The sequence below is a fragment of the Azospirillum lipoferum 4B genome (genome assembly GCF_000283655.1).
Lineage (GTDB): Bacteria > Pseudomonadota > Alphaproteobacteria > Azospirillales > Azospirillaceae > Azospirillum > Azospirillum lipoferum_C.
On sequence record NC_016622.1, the window covers coordinates 2074220 to 2100499 of the forward strand.

At 66.1% G+C, this 26280-nt stretch carries 27 protein-coding genes and 3 tRNA genes; 7 read left to right on the forward strand and 23 right to left on the reverse strand.

Annotation, left to right across the window (positions count from 1 at the left end; genetic code table 11):
* Window positions 1-18 precede the first annotated feature (18 nt).
* The 17 genes from AZOLI_RS09500 to AZOLI_RS09580 all read right to left on the reverse strand — a co-directional run bounded on the left by AZOLI_RS09500 (window position 19) and on the right by AZOLI_RS09580 (window position 16234).
* The gene (locus AZOLI_RS09500) at window positions 19-813 is read right to left on the reverse strand and encodes a biotin--[acetyl-CoA-carboxylase] ligase (RefSeq protein WP_014248405.1); all 795 of its coding nucleotides are present in this window, start codon (window positions 811-813) and stop codon (window positions 19-21) included.
* Window positions 814-823: 10 nt separating this feature from the next.
* Entirely contained in the window at window positions 824-2272 is a 1449-nt protein-coding gene (nuoN, locus tag AZOLI_RS09505; RefSeq protein WP_014248406.1) for an NADH-quinone oxidoreductase subunit NuoN, read from the reverse strand.
* Window positions 2273-2285: 13 nt separating this feature from the next.
* Window positions 2286-3812 (reverse strand): NADH-quinone oxidoreductase subunit M, encoded by a 1527-nt coding sequence (locus AZOLI_RS09510; RefSeq protein ID WP_014248407.1) that lies wholly within the window; start codon window positions 3810-3812, stop codon window positions 2286-2288.
* Between the two features lie 25 nt (window positions 3813-3837).
* Window positions 3838-5934 carry an NADH-quinone oxidoreductase subunit L gene (nuoL, locus tag AZOLI_RS09515; RefSeq protein WP_014248408.1) on the reverse strand — a complete coding sequence of 699 codons (2097 nt, stop codon included), beginning with the start codon at window positions 5932-5934 and terminating at the stop codon, window positions 3838-3840.
* Between the two features lie 9 nt (window positions 5935-5943).
* Window positions 5944-6252 (reverse strand): NADH-quinone oxidoreductase subunit NuoK, encoded by a 309-nt coding sequence (nuoK, locus tag AZOLI_RS09520; protein ID WP_014248409.1) that lies wholly within the window; start codon window positions 6250-6252, stop codon window positions 5944-5946.
* Between the two features lie 2 nt (window positions 6253-6254).
* Window positions 6255-6869 carry an NADH-quinone oxidoreductase subunit J gene (locus AZOLI_RS09525; RefSeq protein ID WP_014248410.1) on the reverse strand — a complete coding sequence of 205 codons (615 nt, stop codon included), beginning with the start codon at window positions 6867-6869 and terminating at the stop codon, window positions 6255-6257.
* 18 nt (window positions 6870-6887) lie between these two features.
* A complete protein-coding gene (gene nuoI / locus AZOLI_RS09530; RefSeq protein ID WP_014248411.1) occupies window positions 6888-7376 on the reverse strand; it encodes an NADH-quinone oxidoreductase subunit NuoI in 489 nt (162 codons plus the stop codon).
* A gap of 126 nt (window positions 7377-7502) precedes the next feature.
* On the reverse strand, window positions 7503-8513 hold the full coding sequence (gene nuoH, locus AZOLI_RS09535; protein ID WP_014248412.1) for an NADH-quinone oxidoreductase subunit NuoH: 1011 nt from the start codon (window positions 8511-8513) through the stop codon (window positions 7503-7505).
* Window positions 8506-10569: an NADH-quinone oxidoreductase subunit NuoG gene (gene nuoG / locus AZOLI_RS09540; RefSeq protein ID WP_014248413.1), complete on the reverse strand. Its 2064-nt coding sequence runs from the start codon at window positions 10567-10569 to the stop codon at window positions 8506-8508. Before nuoG ends, nuoH begins: the two co-directional genes overlap by 8 nt.
* A gap of 15 nt (window positions 10570-10584) precedes the next feature.
* Window positions 10585-11874: an NADH-quinone oxidoreductase subunit NuoF gene (gene nuoF, locus AZOLI_RS09545; RefSeq protein WP_014248414.1), complete on the reverse strand. Its 1290-nt coding sequence runs from the start codon at window positions 11872-11874 to the stop codon at window positions 10585-10587.
* Between the two features lie 16 nt (window positions 11875-11890).
* Window positions 11891-12538, reverse strand: a complete 648-nt coding sequence (nuoE, locus tag AZOLI_RS09550; protein WP_014248415.1) for an NADH-quinone oxidoreductase subunit NuoE — start codon at window positions 12536-12538, stop codon at window positions 11891-11893.
* The gene (locus AZOLI_RS09555) at window positions 12535-13683 is read right to left on the reverse strand and encodes an NADH-quinone oxidoreductase subunit D (protein WP_414637093.1); all 1149 of its coding nucleotides are present in this window, start codon (window positions 13681-13683) and stop codon (window positions 12535-12537) included. Before AZOLI_RS09555 ends, nuoE begins: the two co-directional genes overlap by 4 nt.
* A 107-nt stretch (window positions 13684-13790) precedes the next feature.
* The gene (locus AZOLI_RS09560; protein WP_014248417.1) at window positions 13791-14420 is read right to left on the reverse strand and encodes an NADH-quinone oxidoreductase subunit C; all 630 of its coding nucleotides are present in this window, start codon (window positions 14418-14420) and stop codon (window positions 13791-13793) included.
* A gap of 94 nt (window positions 14421-14514) precedes the next feature.
* The gene (locus AZOLI_RS09565; protein WP_193353738.1) at window positions 14515-15060 is read right to left on the reverse strand and encodes a NuoB/complex I 20 kDa subunit family protein; all 546 of its coding nucleotides are present in this window, start codon (window positions 15058-15060) and stop codon (window positions 14515-14517) included.
* Complete coding sequence (locus AZOLI_RS09570; protein ID WP_014248419.1) at window positions 15051-15419, reverse strand: NADH-quinone oxidoreductase subunit A; 369 nt, start codon at window positions 15417-15419, stop codon at window positions 15051-15053. The genes AZOLI_RS09565 and AZOLI_RS09570 overlap by 10 nt, the downstream gene beginning before the upstream one ends.
* Window positions 15420-15732: 313 nt before the next feature.
* Window positions 15733-15809 (reverse strand) — tRNA-Asp (locus tag AZOLI_RS09575).
* Between the two features lie 197 nt (window positions 15810-16006).
* The gene (locus AZOLI_RS09580; RefSeq protein ID WP_014248421.1) at window positions 16007-16234 is read right to left on the reverse strand and encodes a hypothetical protein; all 228 of its coding nucleotides are present in this window, start codon (window positions 16232-16234) and stop codon (window positions 16007-16009) included.
* Between the two features lie 166 nt (window positions 16235-16400).
* Between AZOLI_RS09580 and AZOLI_RS09585 the strand changes: the two genes are divergently transcribed.
* Window positions 16401-16688, forward strand: a complete 288-nt coding sequence (locus AZOLI_RS09585; protein WP_044549972.1) for a hypothetical protein — start codon at window positions 16401-16403, stop codon at window positions 16686-16688.
* 123 nt (window positions 16689-16811) lie between these two features.
* On the forward strand, window positions 16812-17228 hold the full coding sequence (locus AZOLI_RS09590) for a hypothetical protein (protein WP_244442465.1): 417 nt from the start codon (window positions 16812-16814) through the stop codon (window positions 17226-17228).
* A gap of 6 nt (window positions 17229-17234) precedes the next feature.
* On the opposite strand, the gene AZOLI_RS09595 is transcribed toward AZOLI_RS09590, so the two are convergent.
* Window positions 17235-17693 (reverse strand): hypothetical protein, encoded by a 459-nt coding sequence (locus AZOLI_RS09595; RefSeq protein WP_014248425.1) that lies wholly within the window; start codon window positions 17691-17693, stop codon window positions 17235-17237.
* A 167-nt stretch (window positions 17694-17860) separates the two neighbouring features.
* On the opposite strand from AZOLI_RS09595, the gene AZOLI_RS09600 reads away from it, so the two are divergent.
* Complete coding sequence (locus tag AZOLI_RS09600) at window positions 17861-18514, forward strand: DsbA family oxidoreductase (protein ID WP_014248426.1); 654 nt, start codon at window positions 17861-17863, stop codon at window positions 18512-18514.
* Window positions 18515-18569: 55 nt separating this feature from the next.
* On the opposite strand, the gene AZOLI_RS09605 is transcribed toward AZOLI_RS09600, so the two are convergent.
* Together AZOLI_RS09605 and AZOLI_RS09610 are read right to left on the reverse strand one after the other, a co-directional pair.
* Window positions 18570-20507, reverse strand: a complete 1938-nt coding sequence (locus tag AZOLI_RS09605) for a propionyl-CoA synthetase (protein ID WP_014248427.1) — start codon at window positions 20505-20507, stop codon at window positions 18570-18572.
* Between the two features lie 186 nt (window positions 20508-20693).
* Complete coding sequence (locus AZOLI_RS09610; protein ID WP_014248428.1) at window positions 20694-21155, reverse strand: DUF3574 domain-containing protein; 462 nt, start codon at window positions 21153-21155, stop codon at window positions 20694-20696.
* Between the two features lie 105 nt (window positions 21156-21260).
* Between AZOLI_RS09610 and AZOLI_RS09615 the strand changes: the two genes are divergently transcribed.
* The gene (locus tag AZOLI_RS09615) at window positions 21261-21617 is read left to right on the forward strand and encodes a hypothetical protein (protein WP_014248429.1); all 357 of its coding nucleotides are present in this window, start codon (window positions 21261-21263) and stop codon (window positions 21615-21617) included.
* Here the strand turns inward: AZOLI_RS09615 and AZOLI_RS09620 are convergent.
* Window positions 21614-22267 carry a LysE/ArgO family amino acid transporter gene (locus tag AZOLI_RS09620; RefSeq protein WP_014248430.1) on the reverse strand — a complete coding sequence of 218 codons (654 nt, stop codon included), beginning with the start codon at window positions 22265-22267 and terminating at the stop codon, window positions 21614-21616. The genes AZOLI_RS09615 and AZOLI_RS09620 overlap by 4 nt on opposite strands.
* Window positions 22268-22363: 96 nt before the next feature.
* On the opposite strand from AZOLI_RS09620, the gene AZOLI_RS09625 reads away from it, so the two are divergent.
* The 3 genes from AZOLI_RS09625 (at window position 22364) to AZOLI_RS09635 (ending at window position 25653) form a co-directional block, all read left to right on the forward strand.
* A complete protein-coding gene (locus tag AZOLI_RS09625) occupies window positions 22364-23263 on the forward strand; it encodes a LysR family transcriptional regulator ArgP (RefSeq protein ID WP_014248431.1) in 900 nt (299 codons plus the stop codon).
* Between the two features lie 60 nt (window positions 23264-23323).
* Window positions 23324-25138 carry a M3 family oligoendopeptidase gene (locus AZOLI_RS09630; RefSeq protein ID WP_014248432.1) on the forward strand — a complete coding sequence of 605 codons (1815 nt, stop codon included), beginning with the start codon at window positions 23324-23326 and terminating at the stop codon, window positions 25136-25138.
* Between the two features lie 107 nt (window positions 25139-25245).
* Window positions 25246-25653, forward strand: a complete 408-nt coding sequence (locus AZOLI_RS09635) for a bacteriohemerythrin (protein WP_014248433.1) — start codon at window positions 25246-25248, stop codon at window positions 25651-25653.
* A gap of 249 nt (window positions 25654-25902) precedes the next feature.
* On the opposite strand, the gene AZOLI_RS09640 is transcribed toward AZOLI_RS09635, so the two are convergent.
* A tRNA-Lys gene (locus AZOLI_RS09640) sits at window positions 25903-25978 on the reverse strand.
* A 23-nt stretch (window positions 25979-26001) separates the two neighbouring features.
* A tRNA-Lys gene (locus tag AZOLI_RS09645) sits at window positions 26002-26077 on the reverse strand.
* Between the last annotated feature and the right edge of the window lie 203 nt (window positions 26078-26280).

Consider the following 26280-nt stretch of genomic DNA (forward strand, 5'->3'; position numbering starts at 1 on the left):
GGCGATGGGCACTTGGGATTAGCTGGCGGCGGGGGGCGCGAAGAACACGTCCCCGGCGGCGATCCGCTGGCGCGGTCCGCCGTCCGTTGGATCAAGCAACAGAACGCCGTCGCTGTCCAGATCGGCGAAGGTGCCGGGGATCGTCCGATCCGCCAGCCTGACCACGATCGGCCCGCCCAATCCGCGGGCGCGCGACAGCCACGCCTCCCGCACCGGAGCGAAGCCATGGGCGCGCCAGCGGCCATACCAGTCCGCCAGATGGCCGGCGAAGACCTCCAGCAGGGCGCCGGTTCCCATCGGCGGTGCCCCTTCGGCAATCAGCGATGTCGCGCCATAGTCGGCGGTCGCGGGAAAATGCCGCAGGTTGATGCCGACGCCAAGCACCACCCAGGCGACCGTACCGTCCGCGGCAGGTTCCGACTCGAGGAGGATGCCCGACAGCTTGCGGTCATGCACCAGCACGTCGTTCGGCCATTTGCAGCGAACCCCGCCGGGATCGGGCAGCACCGATTCCGCAGTCTCGGCGATGGCGAGGGCGGCGACGAAGGAGACCTGGGCAGCCGCCGCCGCCGGCAGTCCGGGCCGCAGGATCGTCGTGCTGTAGAGGTTGCCTTCGGGAGAGGTCCAGGCCCGGCCGCGCCGGCCACGCCCGCTTTCTTGCCGGCGCGCCCAGACGATGGTGCCTTCCGGTGCCCCTGAACGCGACAAGGCCTTCGCTTCGTCGTTCGTGCTGCCGACGGAGTCGAAGGCCTTGACCTGGAAGCCCGGAGGCAGGCGCAGACGCGCCGCCTCCGCTTCGAGCGATGACGTCATCGGTCCGCCGTCAGCCGGCGAACAGGGCCGCCGCGGCAGCCGCCGCACCGTTCAGGATCGGCGCCGGGGCGACGAAGAACAGCAGGGTGAACAGGCTGGTGACGACCAGGACGCCGGTCATGCCGTCGTCGTCCACCTTGTCGACCACCACCGCGGGCTCATCGAAATACATGATCTTGATGATGCGCAGGTAGTAGAAGGCGCCGACGACACTGGTCAGCACGCCGATCACGGCCAGCGTGTATTCCTGCGCCGCGACGGCGGCGAGGAAGACATAGAGCTTGCCGAAGAAGCCGGCCATCGGCGGGATGCCGGCCATGGAGAACATGAAGATCGCCATGGTGGCGGCCAGCATCGGGTTGGTCTTCGACAGGCCGGCGAAGTCCTTGATCTCCTCCAGCATTTGGCCCTTGGCCTTCATGCTGAGGATGACCGCGAAGGCGCCGATGTTCATGGCGATGTAGAGCGCCATGTAGATCAGCACGCCGCGCACGCCGTCCTGGGTCCCGGTGGTCAGGCCGACCAGCGCGTAACCGACATGGCCGATGGAGCTGTAGGCCATCAGGCGCTTGATGTTGGTCTGCATGATGGCGACGAAGGACCCGATCACCATCGACAGCACGGCGGCGGCGACCAGTACCTGATGCCACTGGTCGGCGAGATGGCCGAACGGCTCGATCACCACGCGGGTCAGCAGGGCGATGGCCGCGACCTTCGGGGCAGCCGCGAAGAAGGCGGTGACCGGGGTCGGCGCGCCCTCATAGACGTCCGGGGTCCACATGTGGAACGGAGCGGCGGAGACCTTGAAGGCCAGTCCGGCCATCACGAACACGAGGCCGATCACCAGACCCGGCGACACATGGGCGCCGCCGGCGAACAGAGCCGCCACCTTGTCGAAGGATGTCGTGCCGGCGAAGCCGTAGACCAGCGAGGCGCCGTACAGCAGCATGCCCGAGGAGAGCGAGCCGAGGACGAAATACTTCAGGCCGGCTTCCGACGACTTGGCGCTGTCGCGGCGGAAGGCCGCGATGACATAGAGCGCGAGGCTCTGCGTCTCCAGCCCGACATACAGCGAGATGAAATCGTTGGCCGAGATCATCATCAGCATGCCGAGGGTCGCGAAGACCATCAGGACCGGGAACTCGAAGCGGGCCATCTGCTCCCGCTCATTGAACCCGAGCGAGAGGACGACCGCGAAGGCCGCCGACACCAGCACCAGCACCTTCATGAAGACGCCGAAGGCGTCCATTACGAACATGCCGTTGAAGGTGACGATACGGCCGCTGCCGTAGCCCATCGCCAGAACGGCGGCGAGCAGCATGCAGACGATCGCCAGGTAGGAGACGGGACGGGTGAAGCCGTCGCCGCGGAACACGCCCAGCATCAGCAGGGCGACGCCCGAAAGTGCCAGGAAGATCTCCGGCAGGGCCGGCCAGATGTCGGGAAACACTGCGGTCATGTCGAAGAACCCCTTACCGAGCGGCGACCGAGACGCCGGACGCGGCGTGCGACGCGGCCAGCTTGGTCTGGTAGGTCTGGATCAGCTGCTCGACCGATGCCGAGGTGACGTTCAGGAAGCTGCTGGGATAGACGCCCATCCACAGGACGACGGCGACCAGCGGCAGGAACACCGCGATCTCGCGCGGGGTCATGTCGAACATCGCCTTGACGTCCGGCTTCACCAGCTTGCCGTAGACGATGCGGCGGTACAGCCACAGCGCATAGGCGGCGCCCAGCACCATGCCGGTGGCGGCAAGCGCGGCGACCCAGGTGTTGTCCTGGAAGACGCCGAGCAGCACCAGGAACTCGCCGACGAAGCCGGCGGTGCCCGGCAGACCGACCGAGGCCATGGTCATGAACAGGAAGACCACCGCGTATTTCGGCATGTTCTTCACGAGGCCGCCGTAGCGGGAGATTTCGCGGGTGTGCAGCCGGTCATAGACGACGCCGACGCACAGGAACAACGCACCCGACACCACGCCGTGCGACAGCATCTGGAACACCGAGCCTTCGATGCCCTGCTGGTTCAGCGCGAACATGCCGATGGTGACGAAGCCCATGTGGGCGACCGACGAGTAGGCGATCAGCTTCTTCATGTCCTCCTGCGCGAGAGCGACCAGCGAGGTGTAGATCACGGCGACGACCGACAGGGTGTAGATCAGCGGCGCGAAATACTCGGTGGCTTCCGGCAGGATCGGAATGTTGAAGCGCAGGAAGCCGTAGCCGCCCATCTTCAGCAGTACGCCGGCCAGGATGACCGAACCGGCGGTCGGCGCCTCGACGTGGGCGTCCGGCAGCCAGGTGTGGACCGGCCACATCGGCACCTTCACCGCGAAAGAGGCGAAGAAGGCCAGCCACAGCCACAGCTGCATGTTGCGCGGGAACTGGGTGGCGGTGATGGTCGGGATGTCGGTGGTGCCGGCCACGAAATACATGGCCAGGATCGCCAGCAGCATCAGGACCGAGCCGAGCAGCGTGTAGAGGAAGAACTTGAAGGCGGCATAGACGCGGCGCGGACCGCCCCAGACACCGATGATCAGGAACATCGGGATCAGGACACCTTCGAAGAACATGTAGAACAGCACGAAGTCCAGCGCGCAGAACATCCCGATCATCAGGGTTTCCAGCGCGAGGAAGGCCATCATGTATTCCTTCACCCGGACCTGCACCGACTCCCAGCTCGCCAGGATGCACAGCGGCATCAGGAAGCCGGACAAGACGACGAACAGCACCGAGATGCCGTCGACGCCCATGTGGTAGTTGATGCCGAATTCCGGGATCCAGCCCGCCTTCTCGACCATCTGATAGCCGGGATTGCGCGGATCGAAGTTGGCCCAGACGAGCAGCGTCAGCACGAAGGTGACGAGCGTCGTCCACAGCGAGATGTACCGCACGTTCCGCAGCACGTCCGGGGAATTGCCCCGGCAGAACAGCAGGATCAGCGCGACGCCCACAAGCGGCAGGAAGGTCGCGAACGACAGGATCGGCCAGCTAGCCATTGTTGTTGTTCTCCTTCGATACCGCTCAGCCGAAGACCGACAGCCAGGCGACGAACAGGACGACCCCGATCACCATGGCAAAGGCGTAGTGATAGACGTAACCGGACTGCAGACGGCTGGCGCGCGCCGCGACATCGCGGGTGGCGGCGGCGACGCCGTCGGGACCGACGCCGTCGATCACCGCACCGTCGCCCGCCTTCCACAGCCCATAGCCCAGGGCCTTGGCCGGACGGGTGAACAGCGCGTCATACAGCTCGTCGAAGTACCACTTGTTGTAGAGGAACTGGTGGATGCCGCGGAAGGTACCGGCGATCTGGCCCGGCAGGCGCGGCATCATGATGTAGCCGACATAAGCCATGGCGATGCCGATCAGGCCGACCACCAGCGGGGCCAGCTTGACCCAGCCCGGGGTGTGGTGGTGCGCCGCCTCGATGGTGTCGTGGTCGTGCAGGACCATCAGGGCCTTGCCCCAGAACTCGGCGCGGTCGTGGCCGATGAACCACTCGTGGAAGCCGACGCCGGCGAACAGCGCGCCCAGGGTCAGCACCGCCAGCGGCACCAGCATGACGACCGGCGACTCATGGGCGTGATCGTAGACCTTCTTGTCCATCCGCGGCGTGCCGTGGAAGGTCATGAACAGAAGGCGCCAGGAGTAGAAGGCGGTCAGCAGCGCGGCGGCAATGCCGAGCGCGAAGGCGAAGCGCCCCACCCCGCTGCCCGAGGCGAAGGCCGCCTCAAGGATCATGTCCTTGGAATAATAGCCGGCGAAGAAGGGCAGACCGGCCAGTGCCAGGTTGCCGATCCACATCATCGCGTAGGTAGCGGGGATCTTGCGCCAGACGCCGCCCATCTTGCGCATATCCTGCTCATGGTGCAGGGCATGGATGACGGAGCCGGCGCCGAGGAATAGCAGCGCCTTGAAGAAGGCGTGCGTGAACAGGTGGAACATGGCGGCGCCATAGGCCGACACGCCGATGGCGAAGAACATGTAGCCGAGCTGCGACATCGTCGAATAGGCGATGACCCGCTTGATGTCGAACTGGGTGAAGCCGATGGTCGCGGCGACGAAGGCGGTCAGGCCGCCGACCACCGCGACGACTTCCAGCGCCGTCGGCGCGTATTCGAACACCGGGGACAGGCGGCAGAGCATGAAGACGCCGGCGGTCACCATGGTGGCCGCGTGGATGAGCGCCGACACCGGAGTCGGGCCTTCCATCGCGTCCGGCAGCCAGGTGTGCAGGCCGAGCTGCGCCGACTTGCCCATGGCGCCCATGAACAGCAGCAGGCAGGCAACGGTCAGGCCGTTGAAATCCCAGCTGAGGAAATGCAGCGTCTCGCCGGTCAGCGTCGGGGCCTTGGCGAAGATCGCGTCGAACTGGACCGAGCCGGTCAGCACGAAGATCGCGAAGATACCGAGCGCGAAGCCGAAGTCGCCGACACGGTTGACCAGGAAGGCCTTCATGGCGGCGGCGTTGGCCGAGGGCTTCTCGTACCAGAAGTTGATCAGCAGGTAGGAGGCGAGACCGACGCCCTCCCAGCCGAAGAACAGCTGAACGAGGTTGTCCGCAGTCACCAGCATCAGCATGGCGAAGGTGAACAGCGACAGGTAGCCCATGAAGCGCGGCTTCTGCGGATCCTCGGCCATGTAGCCGATGGAGTAGACATGCACGCAGGCCGAGACGGTGTTCACGACGATCAGCATCACCGCGGTGAGCTGGTCGACGCGCAGCGCCCACTTAACGTCCAGCGTGCCGCTCTGGATCCAGGTCATCAGCTCGATGGTGCGCGGGTGACCGCCGACGGCGACGTCGAAGAACAGCACCCAGGAGAGGATCGCCGACACCAGCACGGCGCCGGCGGTCACGAACTGCGAGACGCGGTCGCCGACGGTCGGCGGGCCGGCGACGGCATGATGGTCGTCATGCCCGTCGTCGTGGCCATGATCGTCGTGGGAATGGTCGTCATGGGCGTGGGCGATCTGGGCGTGCCCGTGATCGTCATGGCCATGACCGTGGCTTCCGTGACCCGCAGCTGCCGGCTCGGCCTTCGGCCCGCCGAACAGCGCGATCGATCCGGCGACGAGGAACGCCAGGAACGGAAGGAATACGACTAGCACTTCCATGGCGCCGCCTCAGCCCTTCATCATGTTGATGTCTTCGACTCGGATCGAGCCGCGGTTGCGGAAGTAGACCACCAGGATGGCGAGGCCGATGGCCGCCTCGGCGGCGGCGACGGTCAGGATGATCATGGCGAAGATCTGGCCGACCAGATCGTGCAGGAAGGTCGAGAAGGCGACGAGGTTCAGGTTCACCGCCAGCAGCATCATCTCGATCGACATCAGGATGATGATGACGTTCTTCCGGTTCAGGAAGATTCCCAGCACACCCAGCGTGAAGATGATGGCCGAGACCGTCAGGTAATGTCCGAGACCGATCTCCATGATCACACGCCCTCCCCGGTCGTGACCTTGCGAATGACGACCACGTCTTCCCGGCGACGGGAGATCTGGGCGCCGACATTCTGTTTGCGCACGCCCGGACGGTGCCGCAGCGTCAGCACGATGGCGCCGATCATGGCGATCAGCAGGACGATGCCCGACGCCTGGAACAGGTAGACGTACTGCGTGTACATCAGCCGGCCCAGCGCATGGGTGTTCGTCACCTGATCGAGCGCCGGCGTCGGCGCACCGGCCACCGTCGCCACATTCGGAGCGACGATCCAACCGCCCAGCACGGCCGCCAGTTCCGCCAGCAGGATCAGCCCGACGAGCGCGCCCAGCGGCAGCGCTTCCATCGCGCCCTTGCGCAGTTCGCGGAAGTTGATGTCGAGCATCATCACCACGAACAGGAACAGCACGGCGACGGCGCCGACATAGACGATGACCAGGATCATCGCGATGAACTCGGCGCCCATCAGGACGCAGAGACCGGCCGCCTGGAAAAAGGCGAGGATCAGGAAAAGGACCGAATGAACGGGGTTCCGCGCCGAGATGACCATCACACCGGAGGCCACCAGCAGCGCGGCGAACACGTAGAAGGCGATGCCTTGGAGTATCATCGTTTTTCTCGCTTCCGCTTACCGGTAAGGAGCCTCGGCCGCGAGGTTCTGGGCGATTTCCGCCTCCCAGCGGTCGCCGTTCGCCAGCAGCTTCTGCTTGTTGTAGAAGAGCTCTTCACGGGATTCGGTGGAGAACTCGAAGTTCGGCCCCATGACCACCGCGTCGACCGGGCAGGCCTCCTGGCACAGGCCGCAGTAGATGCACTTGGTCATGTCGATGTCGTAGCGCGTGGTGCGGCGGCTGCCGTCGTCACGCGGTTCGGCCTCGATGGTGATGGCGAGAGCCGGGCACACCGCTTCGCACAGCTTGCACGCGATGCAGCGCTCCTCGCCATTCGCATAGCGTCGGAGCACATGCTCGCCGCGGAAGCGGGAGCTGATGGGGCCCTTCTCATAGGGATAGTTGATCGTGACCTTGGGCTTGAACATGTAGCGCAAGGTCAGCGCCATGCCGCCCAGCAGCTCGGTCAGGAACAGGCTGCGCGCCGCGCGGTCGAGGAACGCCATGGCCTCTTCGTCTCCTTCCTCGCCGGCGGTCGCCCGTTTTGTGGACGGCTCGCCGGCACTCAAATCGACACACGATGGTGGGTTCGGTGCAGGCTGGCTTGTCTAAGCCCGGTTGTTACGTCCGGATCACTTGGGCAGCCAGCCGAAGGTCACCAGCACGCCAGCGGTCAGCACGACCCAGAACAGCGAGAAGGGCAGGAAGACCTTCCAACCCAGCCGCATCAGCTGGTCGTAGCGGTAGCGCGGCATGGTGGCGCGAACCCAGACAAAGGTGAACAGGCACAGCGCGATCTTCAGCGCAAACCACACGATACCCGGCACCCAGGTGAAGGGTGCGAAGGGCAGCGGGGGCAGCCAGCCACCGAGGAACAGGATGCTCGTCATCGCGCTCATCAGGATCATGTTGGCGTATTCGCCAAGGAAGAAGAGCGCGAAGGGAGCGGAGCTGTATTCCACCATGAAGCCGGCGACCAGCTCCGACTCACCTTCCGGCAGGTCGAAGGGGGCGCGGTTGGTTTCTGCCAGCGCCGAGATGAAGAACATCACGAACATCGGCAGCAGCGGGATGGCGAACCACACCGTTTCCTGCGCCTTCACGATGTCGGTCAGGTTCAGCGAACCGACGCAGAGCAGAACGGTGATGATGATGAGGCCCATCGAGACCTCGTATGACACCATCTGTGCTGCGGAGCGCAGCGCACCCAGGAAGGCGTAGCGCGAGTTCGACGCCCAGCCGGCCATCACGATGCCGTACACGCCCAGCGACGAGATCGCGAACAGGTACAGCACGCCGACATTGATGTTGGACAGCACCACCCCGTAATCGAACGGGATGACCGCCCAGGCGATCAGCGCCAGGAAGAAGGTAATCATTGGCGCGATGTAGAAGACGATGCGGTTGGCGCCTTCCGGCAGGACCTGCTCCTTCGCGAACAGCTTCAGGCCGTCGGCGAAGGGCTGCATCAGGCCGAAGGGACCGACGATGGCCGGACCCTGGCGCAGCTGCATCGCGCCCATGATCTTGCGCTCGGCATAGGTCATGAAGGCGACCGCCACCAGCAGAGGCACGGTGATCGCCAGGATTTGCAGGACCATAATGATCAGCGGCAGGAGGAAGCCGCTCCAGAACTCAGCCATGGGTGCCAGTCCTCTCCTGAGCAGGGCCCACCAGCGCTTCCGTGCAGTTGGCCATCGTCACCGATGCCCGGCTGATCGGGTCGGTCATGTAGAAGTTGGTGATCGGCGTCACGAAGGGAGCGGCATCGACCGGACCCTGCGCGCCGAAGGGCGCCCAGGCGGCCGGGGTCATCTCGCCGATCGCACCGAAGATCGGATTGGCCGCCATCAGCCGCTGGCGCAGCTGGCCATGGGTGTCGAAGGGCAGCGTGGCGCCCAGGACTTCCGACAGGGCGCGGACGATCTTCCAGTCCTCGCGCGCTTCCCCAGGCGGGAAAACCGCGAGGCGGGCGAGCTGTGGACGGCCTTCGGTGTTGACGTAGACCGCGTTCTTCTCGGTGTAGGCGGCACCCGGCAGGATCACGTCGGCGCGGTGGGCGCCGGCGTCGCCATGGTGGCCCTGATAGACGACGAAGGCGTTGCCCAGCTTCGCCGTATCGATCTCGTCGGCGCCCAGCAGATAGACGACGTCGATCTCGCCCTTCGACGCACCGTCGAGAATGCCGTGGAGATCGCGGCCACCCTCGCCCGGCAGGAAGCCGGCTTCGATGCCGCCGACCCGCGCCGCGGCGGTGTGCAGCACGTTGAAGCCGCTCCAGTCGTCGCGGAACATGCCGTACACCTCGCCGACCAGACGGGCGGCGGCCTGCACCGCGAGACCGTCGGCGCGCTGGAAGGCGCCCATGCCGACGATGATCATCGGATTCTTGGCGGCGCGCAGGGTCTCGGAGAACGGGTGGCTGCCGTCGACCAGCTGCTGCAGAGTCTCCGGGCCGGAGCCGATCACGCTGTAGGGGTAGGTCAGGTCACGCTGCTCGCCGATGGAGGCGATGGTGACGCCGCCGGCCAGATAGCGCTTGCGGATGCGGGCGTTGACCAGCGTGCCTTCCCAGCGCGGGTTGGTGCCGACCAGCAGGATGACGTCGGCCTTCTCGATGCCGGCGATGCCCGAGTTGAACAGGTAGCCGGCCCGCACCGAGGTGTCGAACCGCGCACCGTCCTGGCGGCAATCCAAGTTCGTGGAACCCAGGCGCGACAGCAGTTCCTTCAGCGCGAACTGGGCCTCGACGTCGACCAGATCGCCGGAGATGGCGGCGATGCGGTTGCCGGGCAGGCCCTTCAGGCGCGCCGCGATGGCGGTGAAGGCATCGGCCCAGCTGGCCGGAACCAGCTTGCCGTTCTGACGAATGTAGGGGCGATCCAGGCGCTGGCGCTTCAGACCGTCATAGGAGTAGCGGCTCTTGTCGTTCAGCCACTCCTCGTTGATGTCGTCGTTCACGCGCGGCAGGACGCGCATCACCTCGGCGCCACGGGCGTCGACGCGGATGTTCGAGCCGACGGCGTCGAGGACGTCGATGGTCTCGGTCTTGCGCAGCTCCCACGGACGGGCCGTGAAGGCGTAGGGCTTGTGGGTCAGCGCGCCGACCGGGCAGACGTCGGCAAGGTTGCCCGACAGCTCCGACCCGATGGCCTTCTCGACGAAGGTGGTGATCTCCATATGCTCGCCGCGATAGACGGCGCCGACATCGGGGACACCGGCCACTTCGTTGATGAAGCGGACGCAGCGGGTGCAGTGGATGCAACGGGTCATGATGGTCTTGATGACCGGACCCATATACTTGTCCTTGACCGCCCGCTTGTTCTCGCCGTAGCGGCCGCGGTCGAAACCGTAGGCCATGGCTTGGTCCTGCAGATCGCACTCGCCGCCCTGGTCGCAGATCGGGCAATCGAGCGGGTGGTTGATCAGCAGGAACTCCATGACGCCCTTGCGGGCCTTCAGGACTGTCTCGCTGTTGGTGCGGACGACCATTCCGTCGCCGCAGGGCATGGCGCAGGACGCGACCGGCTTGGGCGCGCGCTCCATCTCCACCAGACACATGCGGCAGTTGGCCGGCACGCTCAGGCGCTCATGGTAGCAGAAGCGCGGAATCTCGATCCCCAGCTGCTCGCAAGCCTGGAGGATCGAGGTGCCCGGCTCGACCTCGATCTCGATCCCGTCGATGGTCAGTTTCGGCATGGGAACGGGAACTCCTTACTCGGCCGCCAGCGGGGCGCTGTTGCGGTAGGCCTGGATGCGCCGCTCGACTTCCGGACGGAAGTGGCGGAACAGGCCCTGGATCGGCCAGGCGGCGGCGTCGCCGAGCGCGCAGATGGTGTGGCCTTCGACCTGCTTGGTGACCTGCAGCAGCATGTCGATCTCTTCCATGCGCGCATTGCCGGTGACCATGCGCTGCATGACGCGGCTCATCCAGCCGGTGCCTTCGCGGCACGGCGTGCACTGGCCGCAGGACTCATGGGCGTAGAAGGACGACAGACGGGCGATGGCCTTCACGATGTCGGTGGACTTGTCCATCACGATCACCGCGGCGGTGCCGAGGCCCGACTGCACTTCGCGCAAGGAGTCGAAATCCATCAGCACGGTGTCGCAGATCGACTTCGGCAGCACCGGGACCGACGAGCCGCCGGGGATGATGCCCAGCAGATTGTCCCAGCCGCCGCGCACGCCGCCGGCATGCTTCTCGATCAGCTCCTTCAGCGGGATGCCCATCTCTTCTTCGACGTTGCACGGCTTGTTGACGTGCCCGGAGATGCAGAAGAGCTTGGTGCCCGAGTTCTTCGGACGGCCGAGGCCGGCGAACCAGGAGGCGCCGCGACGCAGGATGGTCGGAACGACGGCGATGGATTCGACGTTGTTCACCGTGGTCGGGCAGGAATAGAGACCGGCCTGGGCGGGGAATGGCGGCTTGTTGCGCGGCTGCCCCTTCTTGCCCTCGATCGACTCGATGAGCGCGGTTTCCTCGCCACAGATATACGCGCCCGCACCCCGGTGGATGTAGACGTCGTAGTTATAGCCGGTGCCGCAGGCGTTCTTGCCGATCAGCCCCGCCGCATACGCCTCGTCGATGGCGCGCTGGACGTTGGAGCCCTCGTTGTAGAACTCGCCGCGGATGTAGATGTAGCAGGCGCTTGCGCCGATGGCGAAACCGGCGATCAGGCAGCCTTCGATCAGCTTGTGCGGATCGTGGCGCAGGATGTCGCGGTCCTTACAGGTGCCGGGCTCGCCCTCGTCGGCGTTGATGACGAGGTAGACGGGCTTGTCGGTCACGTTCTTGGGCATGAAGGACCACTTCATGCCGGTCGAGAAGCCGGCGCCGCCGCGGCCGCGCAGCCCCGATTCCTTCACCTGCTCGATGATCCAGTCCCGACCGTTGGCCAGGAAGGACGCCGTGTTGTCCCAGTCACCGCGCTTGCGGGCCGCCTCGAGACCGAAGTCCTGGTAGCCGTAGAGGTTGGTGAAGATGCGGTCCTCATCGCGAAGCATCGCTGTCCCCTCCCCCTCAATCGTCCGCTTGCGCGGTGTTGGCGTCCGCTTGCGCGGTGGTGAAAGCCTTCAGCGTCGTCGGGCCGCCGACCGGCTCCGAGGACTGACGGCCGGTCTGCGAACCGGGCTTCGGCGTCTCGCCGCGCGCCAGCGCGTCGAGGATGCGCTCCATATGCTCCGGGGCCACGTCTTCGTAGTAATCGTCACCGATCTGCACAACCGGCGCGTTGACGCAGGCGCCCGAGCACTCGACCTCGCCCAGCGTGAACTGGCCGTCGGCCGTGGTCTCGCCCACCTCGATGCCGAGCTTCTTCTTGCAGGTGTGGACAATGTCGTCCGACCCGCGCAGCCAGCAGGGCGTGGTGGTGCAGACCTGGATGTGGTGCCTGCCGACCGGGTTCTTGTTGTACATCGTGTAGAAGGTCGCGACCTCGTACACGCGGATGCGCGGCATGCCGAGCAGGTCGGCCACGGCGTCCATGGCGACGCGAGGCAGCCAGCCGCCGTTCTGGCGCTGGGCCACGTCCAGCAGCGGCATGCAGGCGCTGGCCTGCTTGCCCTGCGGGTACTTGGCGATGATGCGCTTCGCCAGCTCCAGGTTTTCCGGAGTGAAGGTGAAGCTGGTCGGCTCGGCGTGGCCGTGATCGGAAGCGGGCGCGCTCATCGATCGATTTCTCCGAAAACGATGTCCATCGAGGCGATGTTGGCGACGGCGTCGGCCAGCATGTGACCCTTCGACATGAAGTCCAGGCCCTGAAGATGGGCGAAGCCCGGCGCGCGGATCTTGCAGCGGTAGGGCTTGTTGGTGCCGTCCGACACCAGATACACGCCGAATTCGCCCTTGGGCGCTTCGATGGCGGTATAGGTCTCGCCGGCGGGGACGTGGAAGCCCTCGGTGAAGAGCTTGAAGTGGTGGATCAGCGCTTCCATCGAGCGCTTCATCTCGCCGCGCGGCGGCGGCGACACCTTGCGGTCCTCGATCTTGTAGGGGCCGGCCGGCATCTCCTTGCAGCACTGGCGGATGATGCGCAGCGACTGCCGCATCTCTTCCATGCGCACGAGATAGCGCGCCCAGCAGTCGCCGGTCACGCCGACCGGGACGTCGAACTCCATGCGGTCATAGACCTCGTAGGGCTGCGACTTGCGCAGGTCCCAGGCGACGCCGGAGCCGCGCAGCATCGGACCGGTGAAGGCCCAGTCCAGCGCCTCCTCCTTGGTGACGATGCCGATGTCGACCGTGCGCTGCTTGAAGATGCGGTTCTCGGTCAGCAGGCTTTCGAGGTCGTCCATGAACTTCGGATAACGCTCGGTGAAGGCCCAGATGTCGTCCAGCAGCCCGTCCGGCAGGTCCCAGGCGACGCCGCCCGGCCGGAAATAATTGGCGTGCAGGCGGGCACCCGAAACGCGCTCGTAGAACTCCATGAGGATTTCGCGTTCCTCGAAGCCCCACAGGGCCGGCGTGATGGCGCCGACGTCGAGCGCACCCGTCGTGATCGACAGGATATGGTTCAGGATGCGCGTGATCTCCGAGAACAGGACGCGGATATACTGGGCGCGCAGCGGCGCCTTGATCTGCAGCAGGTTCTCGATGCCGAGCACATAGGCATGCTCCATGCACATCGGGCTGACATAGTCCAGCCGGTCGAAATACGGCACGGCCTGGACGTAGGTCTTGTACTCGATCAGCTTCTCGGTGCCGCGGTGCAGCAGGCCGATGTGCGGGTCGCAGCGCTCCACCACCTCGCCGTTCAGCTCCATCACCAGACGGAGCACGCCGTGGGCGGCCGGGTGCTGCGGCCCGAAATTCATCGTATAGGGCTTGATCTGCGTCTTGGTCTCGGGACCCGACGCGCTGATCGGCCCGGTGGGGCCAGTCGTGACGACGCCGGTCGCCGATTCGGTCGAAACGGTCATGCTCACGGCTTCTTGCTCCCGTCCTGGAGGGCCGCCTTCTCGTCGCCGGGCAGCATGACGTTGGTCATGCCTTCCCACGGGCTGAGGAAGTCGAAGGCGCGGAAATCCTGGGTCAGACGGACCGGCTCGTAGATCACGCGCTTCTGGTCCTCGTCGTAGCGGGCTTCGACATAGCCGGTCAGCGGGAAGTCCTTGCGGAACGGGTGCCCCTCGAATCCGTAATCGGTGAGGATGCGGCGCAGGTCCGGGTGATTCTCGAAGAAGATGCCGAACAGGTCCCACACCTCGCGCTCGAACCAGTTGGCCGCGCTGAAGACGGACACGGCCGACGGGACCGGCGTGTCCTCGTCGGTGGCCAGCTTCACGCGCATGCGCCGGTTGTGGGTGTAGCTGAGCAGCTGGTAGACGACCTCGAACCGCTCGACGCGATCCGGGTAATCGACCGCGGTGATGTCGGTCAGCTGCTCGAACCGGGTGGCCGGATCGTCGCGCAGCGCGGTCAGCACCGTCAGGATGGCCGGCCGTTTGACCGTCACCATCAGCTCGCCGAGCCTCACCTCGACCTTCAGGACGTCGCCGCCGAGTTTGGCCGCGATGACGTCCCCGAGTTCCTTCAACGCCTGTTCGGACATGGGTGGGACCCTGCCTTCCTACTTGTCTTCAGCGCGCTTGTCGTTCGTCCCGCCCGGCAGCGGCATGGCTGCGGGCGGGAACGGTACGCCGTGGTCAGCGGGCGATGCGGTTGCCGCGCTTGATCTTCTTCTGGAGCTGGAGGATGCCGTAGATCAGCGCCTCCGCCGTCGGCGGGCAGCCGGGAACATAGATGTCGACCGGAACGATCCGGTCGCAGCCACGGACCACGGCGTAGGAATAGTGGTAATAACCGCCGCCGTTGGCGCAGGACCCCATGGAGATCACCCAGCGCGGCTCCGGCATCTGGTCGTAGACCTTGCGGAGAGCGGGGGCCATCTTGTTGGTCAGGGTGCCGGCGACGATCATGCAGTCGGACTGGCGCGGGCTGGGACGCGGGATCACGCCGAAACGGTCCAGGTCATACCGGCTCATATAGGCGTGGATCATCTCCACCGCGCAGCAGGCCAGACCGAAGGTCATCGGCCACAGCGAACCGGTGCGGGCCCAGGACAGCAGGTCCTCGTACTTCGCCAGCACGAAGCCCTTGTCCTGGATCTCGTCGGAGACCGCGCGGATGTAGGCGTCCTGTTCCGGTCCGGGCGGAATCGGCGCCAGCGGCTTGGCGACCTCTACTCCCATTCCAGAGCTCCTTTCTTCCACTCATAAATGAAGCCGATGGTCAGGATGCCCAGGAACAGCATCATCGACCAGAAGCCGAACAGCCCGATGTCGCCGAGGGCGATCGCCCAGGGGAACAGGAAGGCGACTTCCAGGTCGAAGATGATGAACAGGATCGAGACCAAATAGAACCGCACGTCGAACTTGGTGCGCGCGTCCTCGAACGGCTCGAAGCCGCATTCGTAGGGGGAGACCTTCTCGGCGTCCGGGTTCTTCGGGCTGATGACGTAGGATGCCCCAACCATCACCGCGGCCAGCGCGATGCCGATCAGCAGAAACACCAGGATCGGAAGATACTCAATGATCAGCGGAGTCGACACCGCGTTCCTCCCATAAGCCCACGACCACGGGCGCCGTTCCAGCCGGAAATCGGTGGAAGCGCAAAGCCGTGGCAGCCATGCCTTGGATTAGCCCATCAGACGGGCCGGAATATATGCCGAGACCGTGGGCAAGGAAAGCGCTTTGAATCGCTTTTCACTACGCGGAAGGACAAGCCGGTCCCAGCGGTAGATCCTGGTAATACCACGTTTTTAAAATCGGGCAAAGGGTAGACTATTCGCATGCGAAAAAGGACCCGCGATCTGCGAGTCCTTGGGCCATACTGGCGAACGACAGCGATTTTCAAAGAGAAAGTGGCGCGAGTGACGGGACTTGAACCCGCGGCCTCCGGCGTGACAGGCCGGCGCTCTAACCAACTGAGCTACACCCGCGCTGAGCGACTTGGCTTCAACATCGGCAAATCTCAAAGCCAAAGCTTTGAACCGCCTACCGTTTTCACCCGGACCGTTGTGGCCCCGTCGTTCGGTGGGCGGTTTGTAGTCGCCCGGGAGGCCGCCTGTCAATCACCAAATTGCAAAAAATTAATGTCGAGCCGGCACCTCGGATTCCGGCGGTTTCCCCAGTCTGCTCAAGGCAGTCGATGCGCTTCCCGGCGCAGGGCTTCCAGGCGGTCGAAGGCCTGGATCATGCCCGCCGACAGTTCGCGGTGGTCGACGGCATCGGGTCCGCCGAAGCGGGTCAGTGTTTCTTCCAGGGCCCGCGCCAGATGTTCGGCGACGTCCAGATGCTTTTGTTCCAGCGCCAGTTCGAGTGCGGCGAGGATGCGGTCGCCGAGCCGCCGGTCGTTCGAAGTCATGCGTTTCCCCAACCCGTGAATTTCTGCGGCCGGCCATCGGCCGCCCTTGTTTCGGTTGAACAGGCAGAATAGCAGTTTCGCTGCAGCGGAGCGGCGGGAATCGCACGCTGCGACATTTCGGAGGCACCTCTTCCGATTCGGCGTCTCGTCATGCGATAGTCCGGCCATGCCATTCCTTGTTCCGTCCCGCCGCAGCCTCGTCGCCCTTCTACTGACCGCCAGCGTCGTCATGGCGGCGAGACCGGCGCAGGCCGCCTCCAATGTCTCCGCCGCGCAGGCGGAGGCCAAGGAGATCGCCAAGTCCATGGGCAACTGCACCCCGGCCAAGGTCGAGGTGCTGCGCTATACCGTCGGGCGCGAGGGATCGACGACCTTCAAGATCGGCTGCAGCGAGGACAAGGATGCCTTCGTCGTCGTGCAATGCCGGTCGCGCATCTGTGCGTTGGCGCGCTGAGATCCGCAAGGTCGAGCCGTATGAGTGAATTCACCGCTTGTTAACCGCGCTCGCGCGCAATGGCGGAGTCCGGCGGATCGGGGCCGGTGCGCGCATGGCAACAGGGGCCGGATGACGATGGGCATGGGACGGACGGCGTCGGTGCGGGGATGGCTGGCCATTGCAGTTGCGGCGCCGGTGATGGCCTTGGCCGGCTGCACCTCCCCGCTCGGGTTGGCGGCGGCCGGCGCGGATGTGGTGACGCTGAACGCCACCAAGAAGACCATCGGCGATCATCTGGTGTCGGCGGCGACCGGCCGCGACTGTTCGATCCTCAACTTCGAGCAGAGCGGCGATTACTGTCCGGACAAGGTGGAGGTCGACCGCTCGCGGGTCTATTGCTACCGCACGCTGGCCGATGTCGAGTGCCACCACATCCCCGACCCCTACCGCAACGGCAACACGGCGCTCGCCAGCCCGCCGCCGGATATCCGGACGGTGCCGCGCCGAAAGAGCTTGTTCGACGACGCCACGCCCTATTCGGCGAACAACGGAAGCTGAGACTGCTCAGCGCACCTTCTTGGCGACGAAGGCCTTGGCGATCGCCATCATCGCCTTCTCGTGCGTCGGCCCGCCGGCCGGAGCGTCGTGAACGACAGCCCCCTTTGCAGCCGCCGCAGCCTTGCCGGCGGCGGCGCCGCGCTGTGGAACCGGATCTCCCGAATCGCGGCCCAACTGGTTCAGCAGGTTTTCAAGCGCATCGCGGCTGAGACCCGAGGCGGACGGCCGCCCTCCCCCTGCCCCGCCGCCGGCGGCCGGTCGCGCGGGCGCGTTCCGGCTGGGCGGACGGCCGGCACGCTCGATGGCGGCGGCGGCGATGGCCTTCAGGAAGGGCTGGGCAATCCCGCGCAGCAGGTCGGGGTCTTCGACGGCCCAGGCCATCAGGAGCTTCTGCGCGTTCATCCGGCTGCCCTTGGCCGCCAGGATCGCTTCGCGGACCTTGCCGTCGACGTAGGAATTGCTCATCGGGAATCGTCCACCGGGATATGTCCGCCCGCCGCGTCACGACCGCGGGAACCACGGAGGACTGTCGGGCCAACTCGGTTAACAAACGGTTGCGGGGGCCTTTGCGCTTTGCGGAAGGAATGGAAGAAGCGGTTGCCGCCGGCCGGGGAGGCGCGGATAGTGGCGGGATGCTGATCGAAACCTTCGCCGACCTGATCTGCCCCTGGTGCTACATCGGCAAGCGCCGGCTCGACCGCGCGCTGATGCAGCGGCCGGGCCTGCGCCCGGAACTCCGCTGGCAGCCGTTCCAGCTGAACCCGGACATGCCGCGCGGGGGGATGTCGCGCGACGATTATCTGGCTGCCAAGTTCGGCGGCGGGGAGCGCGCCCGGCAGATTCACCGGGTGGTCGAGGATACGGCGGCGCGCGACGGGCTGCCGCTGGCGCTCGACCGCATCCAGCGCACGCCCAACAGCTTCGACGCGCACCGGCTGGTCCGGATCGCCGGGCGCCACGGGCTGGGCAACGCGATGGCCGATGCGCTGTTCGCCGCCTATTTCGTCGAGGGCGTGGACATCGGCGACCGGGACGCATTGGCCAGCGTCGCCGCCGGGCTGGGAATGGATTTCGCCGAGACGCGGCGCCAGCTGTCCACCGACGCCGAATCGGCGTCCGTGCATGCCGCCGACGCGCTGGCCCGCCAGATGGGACTGCAGGCGGTGCCCTGCTATATCTTCAACCGCCGTTACGCCCTGTCCGGCGCGCAGGAGCCGGCGAGCTTTCTGCCGCTGCTGGACCTCGGCAGCGAAGAGCCGGAGAATTTGTCGGTCGTATCCGGCTGACACAGCCCAACGAGAAAGGGCGGCCCGAGAGCCGCCCTTTTCCCTGTCCGCCCGGTCAGGCCGGCGTGCTGCTGGTCTTGGCGTAGCCCAGCGTCTTCAGCGCATCGGCGATCTCCGGCAGGATGCCCGGATCGTCGATGGTCGCCGGCATCTTGTAATCCTGGCTGTCGGCGATCTTCTGCATGGTGCCGCGCAGGATCTTGCCCGACCGCGTCTTCGGCAGGCGGTCGACCACCAGGGCGCGCTTGAAGTCGGCGACCGGGCCGATCTGCTCGCGCACCAGCTGGACAACCTCCTTGACGATCTCCTCATGCGGGCGGGTGACGCCGGCCTTCAGGCAGACGAAGCCCAGCGGCACCTGGCCCTTCAGGTCGTCGGCGACGCCGATCACCGCGCATTCGGCGACGTCCTTGTGGCTCGACAGCACCTCTTCCATGGCGCCGGTCGACAGGCGATGGCCGGCGACGTTGATGATGTCGTCGGTGCGCGCCATGACATAGACATAGCCGTCATCGTCGATGAAGCCGGCGTCGCCGGTCTGGTAATAGCCCGGGTAGTCGGCGAGGTAGGATTTCTTGAAGCGCTCGTCGGCGTTCCACAGCGTCGGCAGCGTGCCCGGAGGCAGCGGCAGCTTGACGCAGATGGCGCCGATGTCGCCGCGCGGAACCTCCTTCAGCTCGGCGTTCAGCACACGCACGTCCCAGCCCGGCATCGGGCGGGTGGCGGAGCCGTATTTGATCGGGAACAGGTGGACGCCCAGCGGATTGCCGGAAATCGCCCAGCCGGTCTCGGTCTGCCACCAGTGGTCGATGACCGGGACGTTCAGATTGTCCTCGGCCCAGTGCAGCGTGTCGGGGTCCGACCGCTCGCCGGCAAGGAACAGGGCGCGGAAATGCGACAGGTCGTATTTCTTCAGGTGATTGGCGTCCGGATCCTCGCGCTTGATGGCGCGGAAGGCGGTGGGCGCGGTGAACAGCGTGCCGACCTTGTGCTGCTCGATCACGCGCCAGAAGGTGCCCGGATCGGGGGTGCCGACCGGCTTGCCTTCGAACACCACGGTGGTGCAGCCGGTCAGCAGCGGCGCATAGACGATGTAGGAATGGCCGACGACCCAGCCCACATCCGACGCCGCCCAGTAAACCTCGCCGGGCTTGACGTTGTAGATGTTGGTCATGGTCCAGCGCAGCGCCACCGCATGGCCGCCGTTGTCGCGCACCACGCCCTTGGGCTGGCCGGTCGTGCCGGAGGTGTAGAGGATATAGAGCGGGTCGGTCGCCTTGACGGGCACGCATTCCGCCGGTTCGGCCTTCGCCACGGCCTCCATCCAGTCGACGTCGCGGCCGGCGACCAGCGTCGCGGTCTCCTGCGGGCGCTGATAGACGATGACGCTGCTGGGCTTGTGGGCCGACTGCTCGATGGCGGAGTCCAGCATCGGCTTGTACTTGACGATGCGGTTCGGCTCGATGCCGCAGGAGGCCGAGACGATGGCCTTCGGCTTGGCGTCGTCGATGCGGGTCGCCAGCTCGTGCGGGGCGAAGCCGCCGAACACCACCGAATGGACGGCACCCAGACGGGCGCAGGCCAGCATCGCGACGACCGATTGCGGGATCATCGGCATGTAGAGGAGGACGCGGTCGCCCTTCTCCACGCCCTGGGCGCGCAGCGCGCCGGCGAAGCGGGCGACCTGTTCCCGCAGCTCGGCATAGGTGATGGTCTGGACGGTCTGGGTGACCGGGCTGTCATAGATGATCGCCGCCTGGGCGCCGCGCCCGTCTTCCACATGACGATCGACCGCGTTGTAGCAGGTGTTCAGCTCCCCGCCGGTGAACCAGCGGTAGAAGGGCGCGTTGCTGTCGTCCAGCACCTTGTCCCACGGCTTGAACCAGGAAATGTCCTTCGCCGCCTCGCCCCAGAACCCGGCGGGGTCCGACAGGGAACGGGCATGCATCTGGTCGAAAAGCTCTGCAGTCGTGGTGCTGGCGGTCGGGCTCATGGCGGGGCGTCCCTCGTTCTATTTTGGTACTATTCGGTGCGCATTTCCTCTCGGCCACGAAACGATCAATTTCGCAGCCTCCACAATCTGCGACAAAAGCATAAGTGCAGGCAAATGTCAGAAGGTCGGGGGTGCGGCGAGCTGTCGCATTCCCCGTTCGTGAAACGCCGTTCCGACCCCTGGAATTCAAAAGGAAACACAGACCGGCCTTATGGCGAGTCCGACGGACTGCTGGTGGAATCGCTCCTTGTACGATTCGACGATTTCGCGGATGAGCGACAGCGTCGCCGGCCCTCCTTCGGCCAGCAGGGTCAGCACCTTGCTCGGCTCCCGGATCAGCCGGCCGGTCTCGCTGTCGCGCCAATGGCCGGAAGCGTCGATGACGGTCAGACCGTTGGGAAAGCGCGGCGTCACCTCGCCATCCAGGAAATCGGCCCAGTCGCGCTCGCTGACGCCGACATCCGCACCGATGTTGCGGCCGAAGAACAGCTGCGCCTCGATCATCGGGGCGGCGGAATAGGCCTCGCACGCGAGCGGAGCCGCGGCCGGAGCGAAGGCGGGCTGCATGGGGGCCAGCTGTGCCGCGGCCGGCGCGCTCAGCAACAGGAGCGGGAGAAGAACGGACGGCAGAGTCGGGACGGGGCGCATCGGCGAGTCTCCGTTCGGGCGAGGGATGGCACGTCAAGTCAGGCGGGCGGCATCTGGATCAGCGACGCTCTGGTCAGGACGCCCACGGACCGTTATGCATGGATCATGGCCATCGATCCACCCATCACCGGGATTCGCCCGATCCTGACCGTCGTCCACGGCAACGGCGAGCGCCTGATCGTGGCCCGTCTCACCAACCTGGGCGGCGGCAGCCAGTCCAACCGCTTCGTCCTGCGCCGCGCCGACTTCCGCGCACCGTGGGAGCAGCCGGAGAAGGGCTATTTCGGCTATGCCGAGGTCGCCCGCGCGCTGGACGCCAACGGCTGGCGCGGCTGCAGCATCGAAGCGATGGCGACCACCGACCTGGAGGAACGCCGCGCCCGCCAGCTCGCCCGCAAGAAGCTGCACCTGCAATGCGTCGAGGCGGCGATCCGGCGGGCGCAGGAGGGGGAGCACGCTTAGGCTCCGGCCTCCCCGATCAGCAATCCGGCGGCAATGGCCCACATCACCAGGGCGATGACACCGTCCATCACCCGCCAGGAGGCCGGCCGGGCGAACAGCGGGCGCAGCAGGCGGGCGCCATAGCCGAGCCCGAAGAAGAACAGGAAGGACGCCGTCATCGCCCCCAGCGCGAAGGCCTCCCGCGCCTCGGCAAAGCGGGCTGAGACGGAGCCGACCAGCACCACCGTGTCCAGATAGACATGCGGGTTCAGCCAGGTCAGCGCCAGACAGGTCAGCAGCGCCGGCAGCAGCCCCGCCGGCTCCCGCTCCGCCGGGGTCAGCCCGGTTCCGCTGCGCAGGGCGGATCGGGCGCTGCGCAGGCCATAGACCAGCAGGAACGCGGCACCGGCATAGCGCATCAGCGGCTCCAGCCAGGGCCAGCGCGCGCCGGCCGTGGCGAAACCGCTGACGCCGATCAGGATCAGCACCGCGTCGGACAGGGCGCAGGTGGCGCAGATCGCCAGCACATGCTCGTTGCGCAGGCCCTGGCGCAGCACGAAGGCGTTCTGCGCCCCGATGGCGACGATCAGGCTAAATCCCAGGAACAGGCCGGGCAGGAAGGCGGTGAGCAGGGCGGAGGAAAACAGGGAGGCGGCAAAGGGGTCGGTCATGGCGCGGTTCCGGAGTCGGTGGATGCCAATCCGCTACCATCGGACCGCCCTTTGCCCTACTTAACACTCCTTGCCCCGATTAAGCGGAGCTAATCCATGCTGGACTATCCGCTGCTGGCGGCACTGGCCGCCGTGATCCGCACCGGCAGTTTCGAACGCGCCGCCCAGCAGCTGCACGTCACGCCCTCGGCGGTGTCGCAGCGGGTCAAGCTGCTGGAGGAACGGCTGGGCAGCGTCCTGGTGGTGCGCGGCCAGCCCTGTACCGGGACGGCCGCCGGCCAGCGCCTGTGCCAGCATGTGGAGCGGGTTGCCCTGCTGGAAAGCGAACTGCGCGGCGCCCTGCCCGGCTTGCTCCCGGCAGAGGGGCCGACCACCCTGCGCATCGCGGTGAACGCCGACAGCCTCGCCACCTGGTTCGTCGCGGCGATGGCCGAGATGCCCGATTGCCTGTTCGATCTGGTGCTGGACGACCAGGACCACAGCGCCGAATGGCTGCGCAAGGGCGAGGTGCTGGCCGCCGTCACCGCCAGCGCGGCACCGGTCCCCGGCTGCAACAGCCATCCGCTGGGCGCGCTGCGCTACCGCGCGACCGCAAGCCCCGACTACATGCGCCGCCATTTCCCGGACGGCGTGACGCCCGACGCCCTGGCCCGCGCGCCCTGCCTGACCTTCAACCGCAAGGACCGGCTGCAGGCGCAATGGCTGCGGACGGTGCTGGGCGACCGCGATTCACAAACGCCGACTCCGCCCACCCATTGGCTGCCCTCTACCCACGCCTTCGTCGACGGGGCGCTGGCCGGGCTGGGATGGGGGATGAACCCGGACCCGCTGGTCGCCGACCATCTCGCCGCCGGCCGGCTGGTGGAGCTGGTGCCCGGCCAGCCGTTGGACGTGCCGCTCCATTGGCAGCAGAGCCGCATTGCCGGAACGGCGCTGGCCGAGCTGTCGCGTGCCGTGCTGCGCGCCGGCCGGCGGGCGCTGCAGGACCCCGCATGAGGACTTTGCCCGCGGCGCGTGCGCGCTTATATGGATCCAACCAATCTCTGGAGGGATTCGATGACCAGCAGCGCCGCCATGGCCGCAAACGACACCCCCGAACTGGGTGCGCTTCCCACCTGGGACCTGAGCGACCTCTATCCCGGCATGGACTCGCCGGAGCTGAAGGCCGACCTCGACCGGATGGAGCGGGAGTGCAAGGCCTTCCGCGAACGCTACGCCGGCAAGCTGGCCGCGCTGAAGGGCGATGAACTGGCCGCGGCGATCCGCAGCTATGAGAGCATCGACGAGACGCTGTCGCGCGTCATGTCCTATGCCGGGCTGGTCTACAACGGCAACATGATCGACCCGACCATCGCCAAGTTCTACCAGTCCGCGCAGGAGCGGGTGAACGACATCTCCGCCCACCTGATCTTCTTCACGCTGGAGATCAACCGGCTGGACGAGGCCGATCTCGCGGCCAAGCAGAAGACGTCCCCGGCGCTGCGCCATTACGAGCCGTGGCTGCGCGACGTCCGCCTCTACCGCGACCACCAGCTGTCCGACGAGATCGAGCGGCTGCTGCACGAAAAGCATGTCGTCGGCCGCGCCGCCTGGAACCGCCTGTTCGACGAGACCATCGCCAGTCTGCGCTTCCCCATGGGCGGGAAGGATCTGACCTGTGCGGAGGCGCTGAACCGCCTGTCCGACCGCAACCCCGCCATCCGCCGCGAGGCCGGCGAGGTGGTCGGCAAGGTGTTGGGCGAGAATGCGCGGCTGTTCGCGCTGGTCACCAACACGCTCGCCAAGGACAAGGAGATCGAGGACGACTGGCGCAACTATCCGACGCCGACCTCCGCCCGCAACCTGTCCAACCGGGTCGAGGACGAGGTGGTCGACGCGCTGGTCTCCGCCGTCAGGGGCGCCTATCCGGACCTGTCCCACCGCTATTATGCGATGAAGGCCAAGTGGTTCGGCCAGGACCATCTGGATTATTGGGACCGCAACGCCCCCCTGCCGGAGGATGCCGACCGCAGCATCCCCTGGGAGGAGGCGCGCGACATCGTGCTCGGCGCCTATGCCCGCTTTTCCCCCGACCTCGCCAGCCTGGGCAAACGCTTCTTCGACAATCCCTGGATCGACGCGCCGGTCCGCCCCGGCAAGGCGCCGGGAGCCTTCGCCCACCCGACCGTGCCCAGCGTCCACCCCTATCTGCTGGTCAATTACCAGGGCAAGACCCGCGACGTGATGACGCTGGCCCATGAGCTGGGGCATGGCGTCCACCAGATCCTGGCGGGCAAGCAGGGGCATTTCCTGTCCGACACCCCGCTGACGCTGGCGGAAACCGCGTCGGTGTTCGGCGAGATGCTGACCTTCCGCGCCCTGCTGGCGGCGGAGACCGACCCCAAGCGCCGCCGCATCATGCTGGCCGGCAAGGTCGAGGACATGCTGAACACGGTGGTGCGCCAGATCGCCTTCTTCGATTTCGAACGCCGCGTCCACACCGAGCGGCGCGAGGGCGAACTGACCTCCGACCGCATCGGCGAAATCTGGATGGCGGTGCAGACCGAGAGCCTCGGCCCGGCGCTGCGCTTCGACGAGGGATACCGGCACTACTGGTCCTACATTCCCCACTTCATCCATTCGCCCTTCTATGTCTACGCCTATGCCTTCGGCGACTGTCTGGTGAACTCGCTCTACGCGGTCTATCAGGATGCCGAGAAGGGCTTCGCCGAGAAGTATCTGGCGATGCTGTCGGCCGGCGGCACGCTGCGCCACAAGGAGCTGCTGGCCCCGTTCGGGCTGGATGCCTCCGACCCGGCCTTCTGGCAGAAGGGTCTCGGCGTCATCCGCGGCTTCATCGACGAACTGGAGGCCGGCGAGGCGAAGGGCTGACGATCCGGCTGTCTTGACCGCCGTCAAGAGACCATGACGGCAGTGCGGGTATGGTGGCCTTCGGAGCGTCGTCTCCGAAGGCCATCTTCGTTTCAGGAAGCCCCGCCATGCTTGCAACCGCCACGCCCGCCGCCACCGCCAGCGATGTCCCCATGCTCGGCCAAGCGGTCATGGACCGCGACCATATCGATTCCGTCGCCCTGCTGCAGGCGGCCTGCGATGCCCCGGCCGGCGAACTCCGGGCGCCCTTCGCCATCTTCGCCAAGCATCTGCGCGAGCATTTCGCCCGCGAGAACGCGCTGATGACCCAGCACGGCTTCTTCGCCCTGCATTGCCACATGGACGAGCACGCCCGCGTCCTGAAGGTGGTCGCGACCCTGGAAGCGGAACTGGCGGAGGGCAAGGAAGACCGCGCCCGCCTGTATGTGACCGAGCATTTCCCCGACTGGTTCCACACCCATCTGGCGACGATGGACCGGGTGACCGCGGATTTCCTGGCGCATGCGGCGGGGTGAGGGTTCGGCAGCCGGTTGCCCCCTCCCCATCCCTCCCCCGCAGCGCGGGAGAGGGGGGCGGACGCTTGTCGGCGTGACAGATGTGCAAAGCGGCGGCAGTCCCCTCTCCCGCTCTCGGCGGACCGAAGGTCCGTCCGATGGCGGGGGAGGGTTAGGGAGGGGGCACCACGCGGACGCCACGACCACTCCCAAACAGAACCCCAAAACTGGAAAGGGGCCGGAACCTGCTCGGTTCCAGCCCCTTATGGATGGTGGGCGCACAAGGACTCGAACCTTGGACCCGCTGATTAAGAGTCAGCTGCTCTACCAACTGAGCTATGCGCCCATCCGTAGGAAATGTTCAAGAGATGGTGGGCGCACAAGGACTCGAACCTTGGACCCGCTGATTAAGAGTCAGCTGCTCTACCAACTGAGCTATGCGCCCATCTCTTGCTGCGGCGAACCTGGCTGAAATCCCTGCAGAAATCAGCCGACTGTTCATCGCCCCGGCCAAGCCGTTGTCCCGGCCGGTGTGGCGCGGTTTATAACGAAGGGCTTTTGGCCTGTCGATAGCAAAATCGCACCCCATGTGAATTTTTTGGCGCGCGCTTTTCGGTGGCCGGACTCGACCCCCGGCGGCTACACCGG

What these genes read in the sequence shown, in the direction of transcription:
- AZOLI_RS09500 (WP_014248405.1), bottom strand. Translation starts at nt 813, where the DNA reads ATGACGTCATCGCTCGAAGCGGAGGCGGCGCGTCTGCGCCTGCCTCCG.
- nuoN (WP_014248406.1), bottom strand. Translation starts at nt 2,272, where the DNA reads ATGACCGCAGTGTTTCCCGACATCTGGCCGGCCCTGCCGGAGATCTTC.
- AZOLI_RS09510 (WP_014248407.1), bottom strand. Translation starts at nt 3,812, where the DNA reads ATGGCTAGCTGGCCGATCCTGTCGTTCGCGACCTTCCTGCCGCTTGTG.
- nuoL (WP_014248408.1), bottom strand. Translation starts at nt 5,934, where the DNA reads ATGGAAGTGCTAGTCGTATTCCTTCCGTTCCTGGCGTTCCTCGTCGCC.
- nuoK (WP_014248409.1), bottom strand. Translation starts at nt 6,252, where the DNA reads ATGGAGATCGGTCTCGGACATTACCTGACGGTCTCGGCCATCATCTTC.
- AZOLI_RS09525 (WP_014248410.1), bottom strand. Translation starts at nt 6,869, where the DNA reads ATGATACTCCAAGGCATCGCCTTCTACGTGTTCGCCGCGCTGCTGGTG.
- nuoI (WP_014248411.1), bottom strand. Translation starts at nt 7,376, where the DNA reads ATGGCGTTCCTCGACCGCGCGGCGCGCAGCCTGTTCCTGACCGAGCTG.
- nuoH (WP_014248412.1), bottom strand. Translation starts at nt 8,513, where the DNA reads ATGGCTGAGTTCTGGAGCGGCTTCCTCCTGCCGCTGATCATTATGGTC.
- nuoG (WP_014248413.1), bottom strand. Translation starts at nt 10,569, where the DNA reads ATGCCGAAACTGACCATCGACGGGATCGAGATCGAGGTCGAGCCGGGC.
- nuoF (WP_014248414.1), bottom strand. Translation starts at nt 11,874, where the DNA reads ATGCTTCGCGATGAGGACCGCATCTTCACCAACCTCTACGGCTACCAG.
- nuoE (WP_014248415.1), bottom strand. Translation starts at nt 12,538, where the DNA reads ATGAGCGCGCCCGCTTCCGATCACGGCCACGCCGAGCCGACCAGCTTC.
- AZOLI_RS09555 (WP_414637093.1), bottom strand. Translation starts at nt 13,683, where the DNA reads ATGAATTTCGGGCCGCAGCACCCGGCCGCCCACGGCGTGCTCCGTCTG.
- AZOLI_RS09560 (WP_014248417.1), bottom strand. Translation starts at nt 14,420, where the DNA reads ATGTCCGAACAGGCGTTGAAGGAACTCGGGGACGTCATCGCGGCCAAA.
- AZOLI_RS09565 (WP_193353738.1), bottom strand. Translation starts at nt 15,060, where the DNA reads ATGGGAGTAGAGGTCGCCAAGCCGCTGGCGCCGATTCCGCCCGGACCG.
- AZOLI_RS09580 (WP_014248421.1), bottom strand. Translation starts at nt 16,234, where the DNA reads ATGACTTCGAACGACCGGCGGCTCGGCGACCGCATCCTCGCCGCACTC.
- AZOLI_RS09585 (WP_044549972.1), top strand. Translation starts at nt 16,401, where the DNA reads ATGCCATTCCTTGTTCCGTCCCGCCGCAGCCTCGTCGCCCTTCTACTG.
- AZOLI_RS09590 (WP_244442465.1), top strand. Translation starts at nt 16,812, where the DNA reads ATGGGACGGACGGCGTCGGTGCGGGGATGGCTGGCCATTGCAGTTGCG.
- AZOLI_RS09595 (WP_014248425.1), bottom strand. Translation starts at nt 17,693, where the DNA reads ATGAGCAATTCCTACGTCGACGGCAAGGTCCGCGAAGCGATCCTGGCG.
- AZOLI_RS09600 (WP_014248426.1), top strand. Translation starts at nt 17,861, where the DNA reads ATGCTGATCGAAACCTTCGCCGACCTGATCTGCCCCTGGTGCTACATC.
- AZOLI_RS09605 (WP_014248427.1), bottom strand. Translation starts at nt 20,507, where the DNA reads ATGAGCCCGACCGCCAGCACCACGACTGCAGAGCTTTTCGACCAGATG.
- AZOLI_RS09610 (WP_014248428.1), bottom strand. Translation starts at nt 21,155, where the DNA reads ATGCGCCCCGTCCCGACTCTGCCGTCCGTTCTTCTCCCGCTCCTGTTG.
- AZOLI_RS09615 (WP_014248429.1), top strand. Translation starts at nt 21,261, where the DNA reads ATGGCCATCGATCCACCCATCACCGGGATTCGCCCGATCCTGACCGTC.
- AZOLI_RS09620 (WP_014248430.1), bottom strand. Translation starts at nt 22,267, where the DNA reads ATGACCGACCCCTTTGCCGCCTCCCTGTTTTCCTCCGCCCTGCTCACC.
- AZOLI_RS09625 (WP_014248431.1), top strand. Translation starts at nt 22,364, where the DNA reads ATGCTGGACTATCCGCTGCTGGCGGCACTGGCCGCCGTGATCCGCACC.
- AZOLI_RS09630 (WP_014248432.1), top strand. Translation starts at nt 23,324, where the DNA reads ATGACCAGCAGCGCCGCCATGGCCGCAAACGACACCCCCGAACTGGGT.
- AZOLI_RS09635 (WP_014248433.1), top strand. Translation starts at nt 25,246, where the DNA reads ATGCTTGCAACCGCCACGCCCGCCGCCACCGCCAGCGATGTCCCCATG.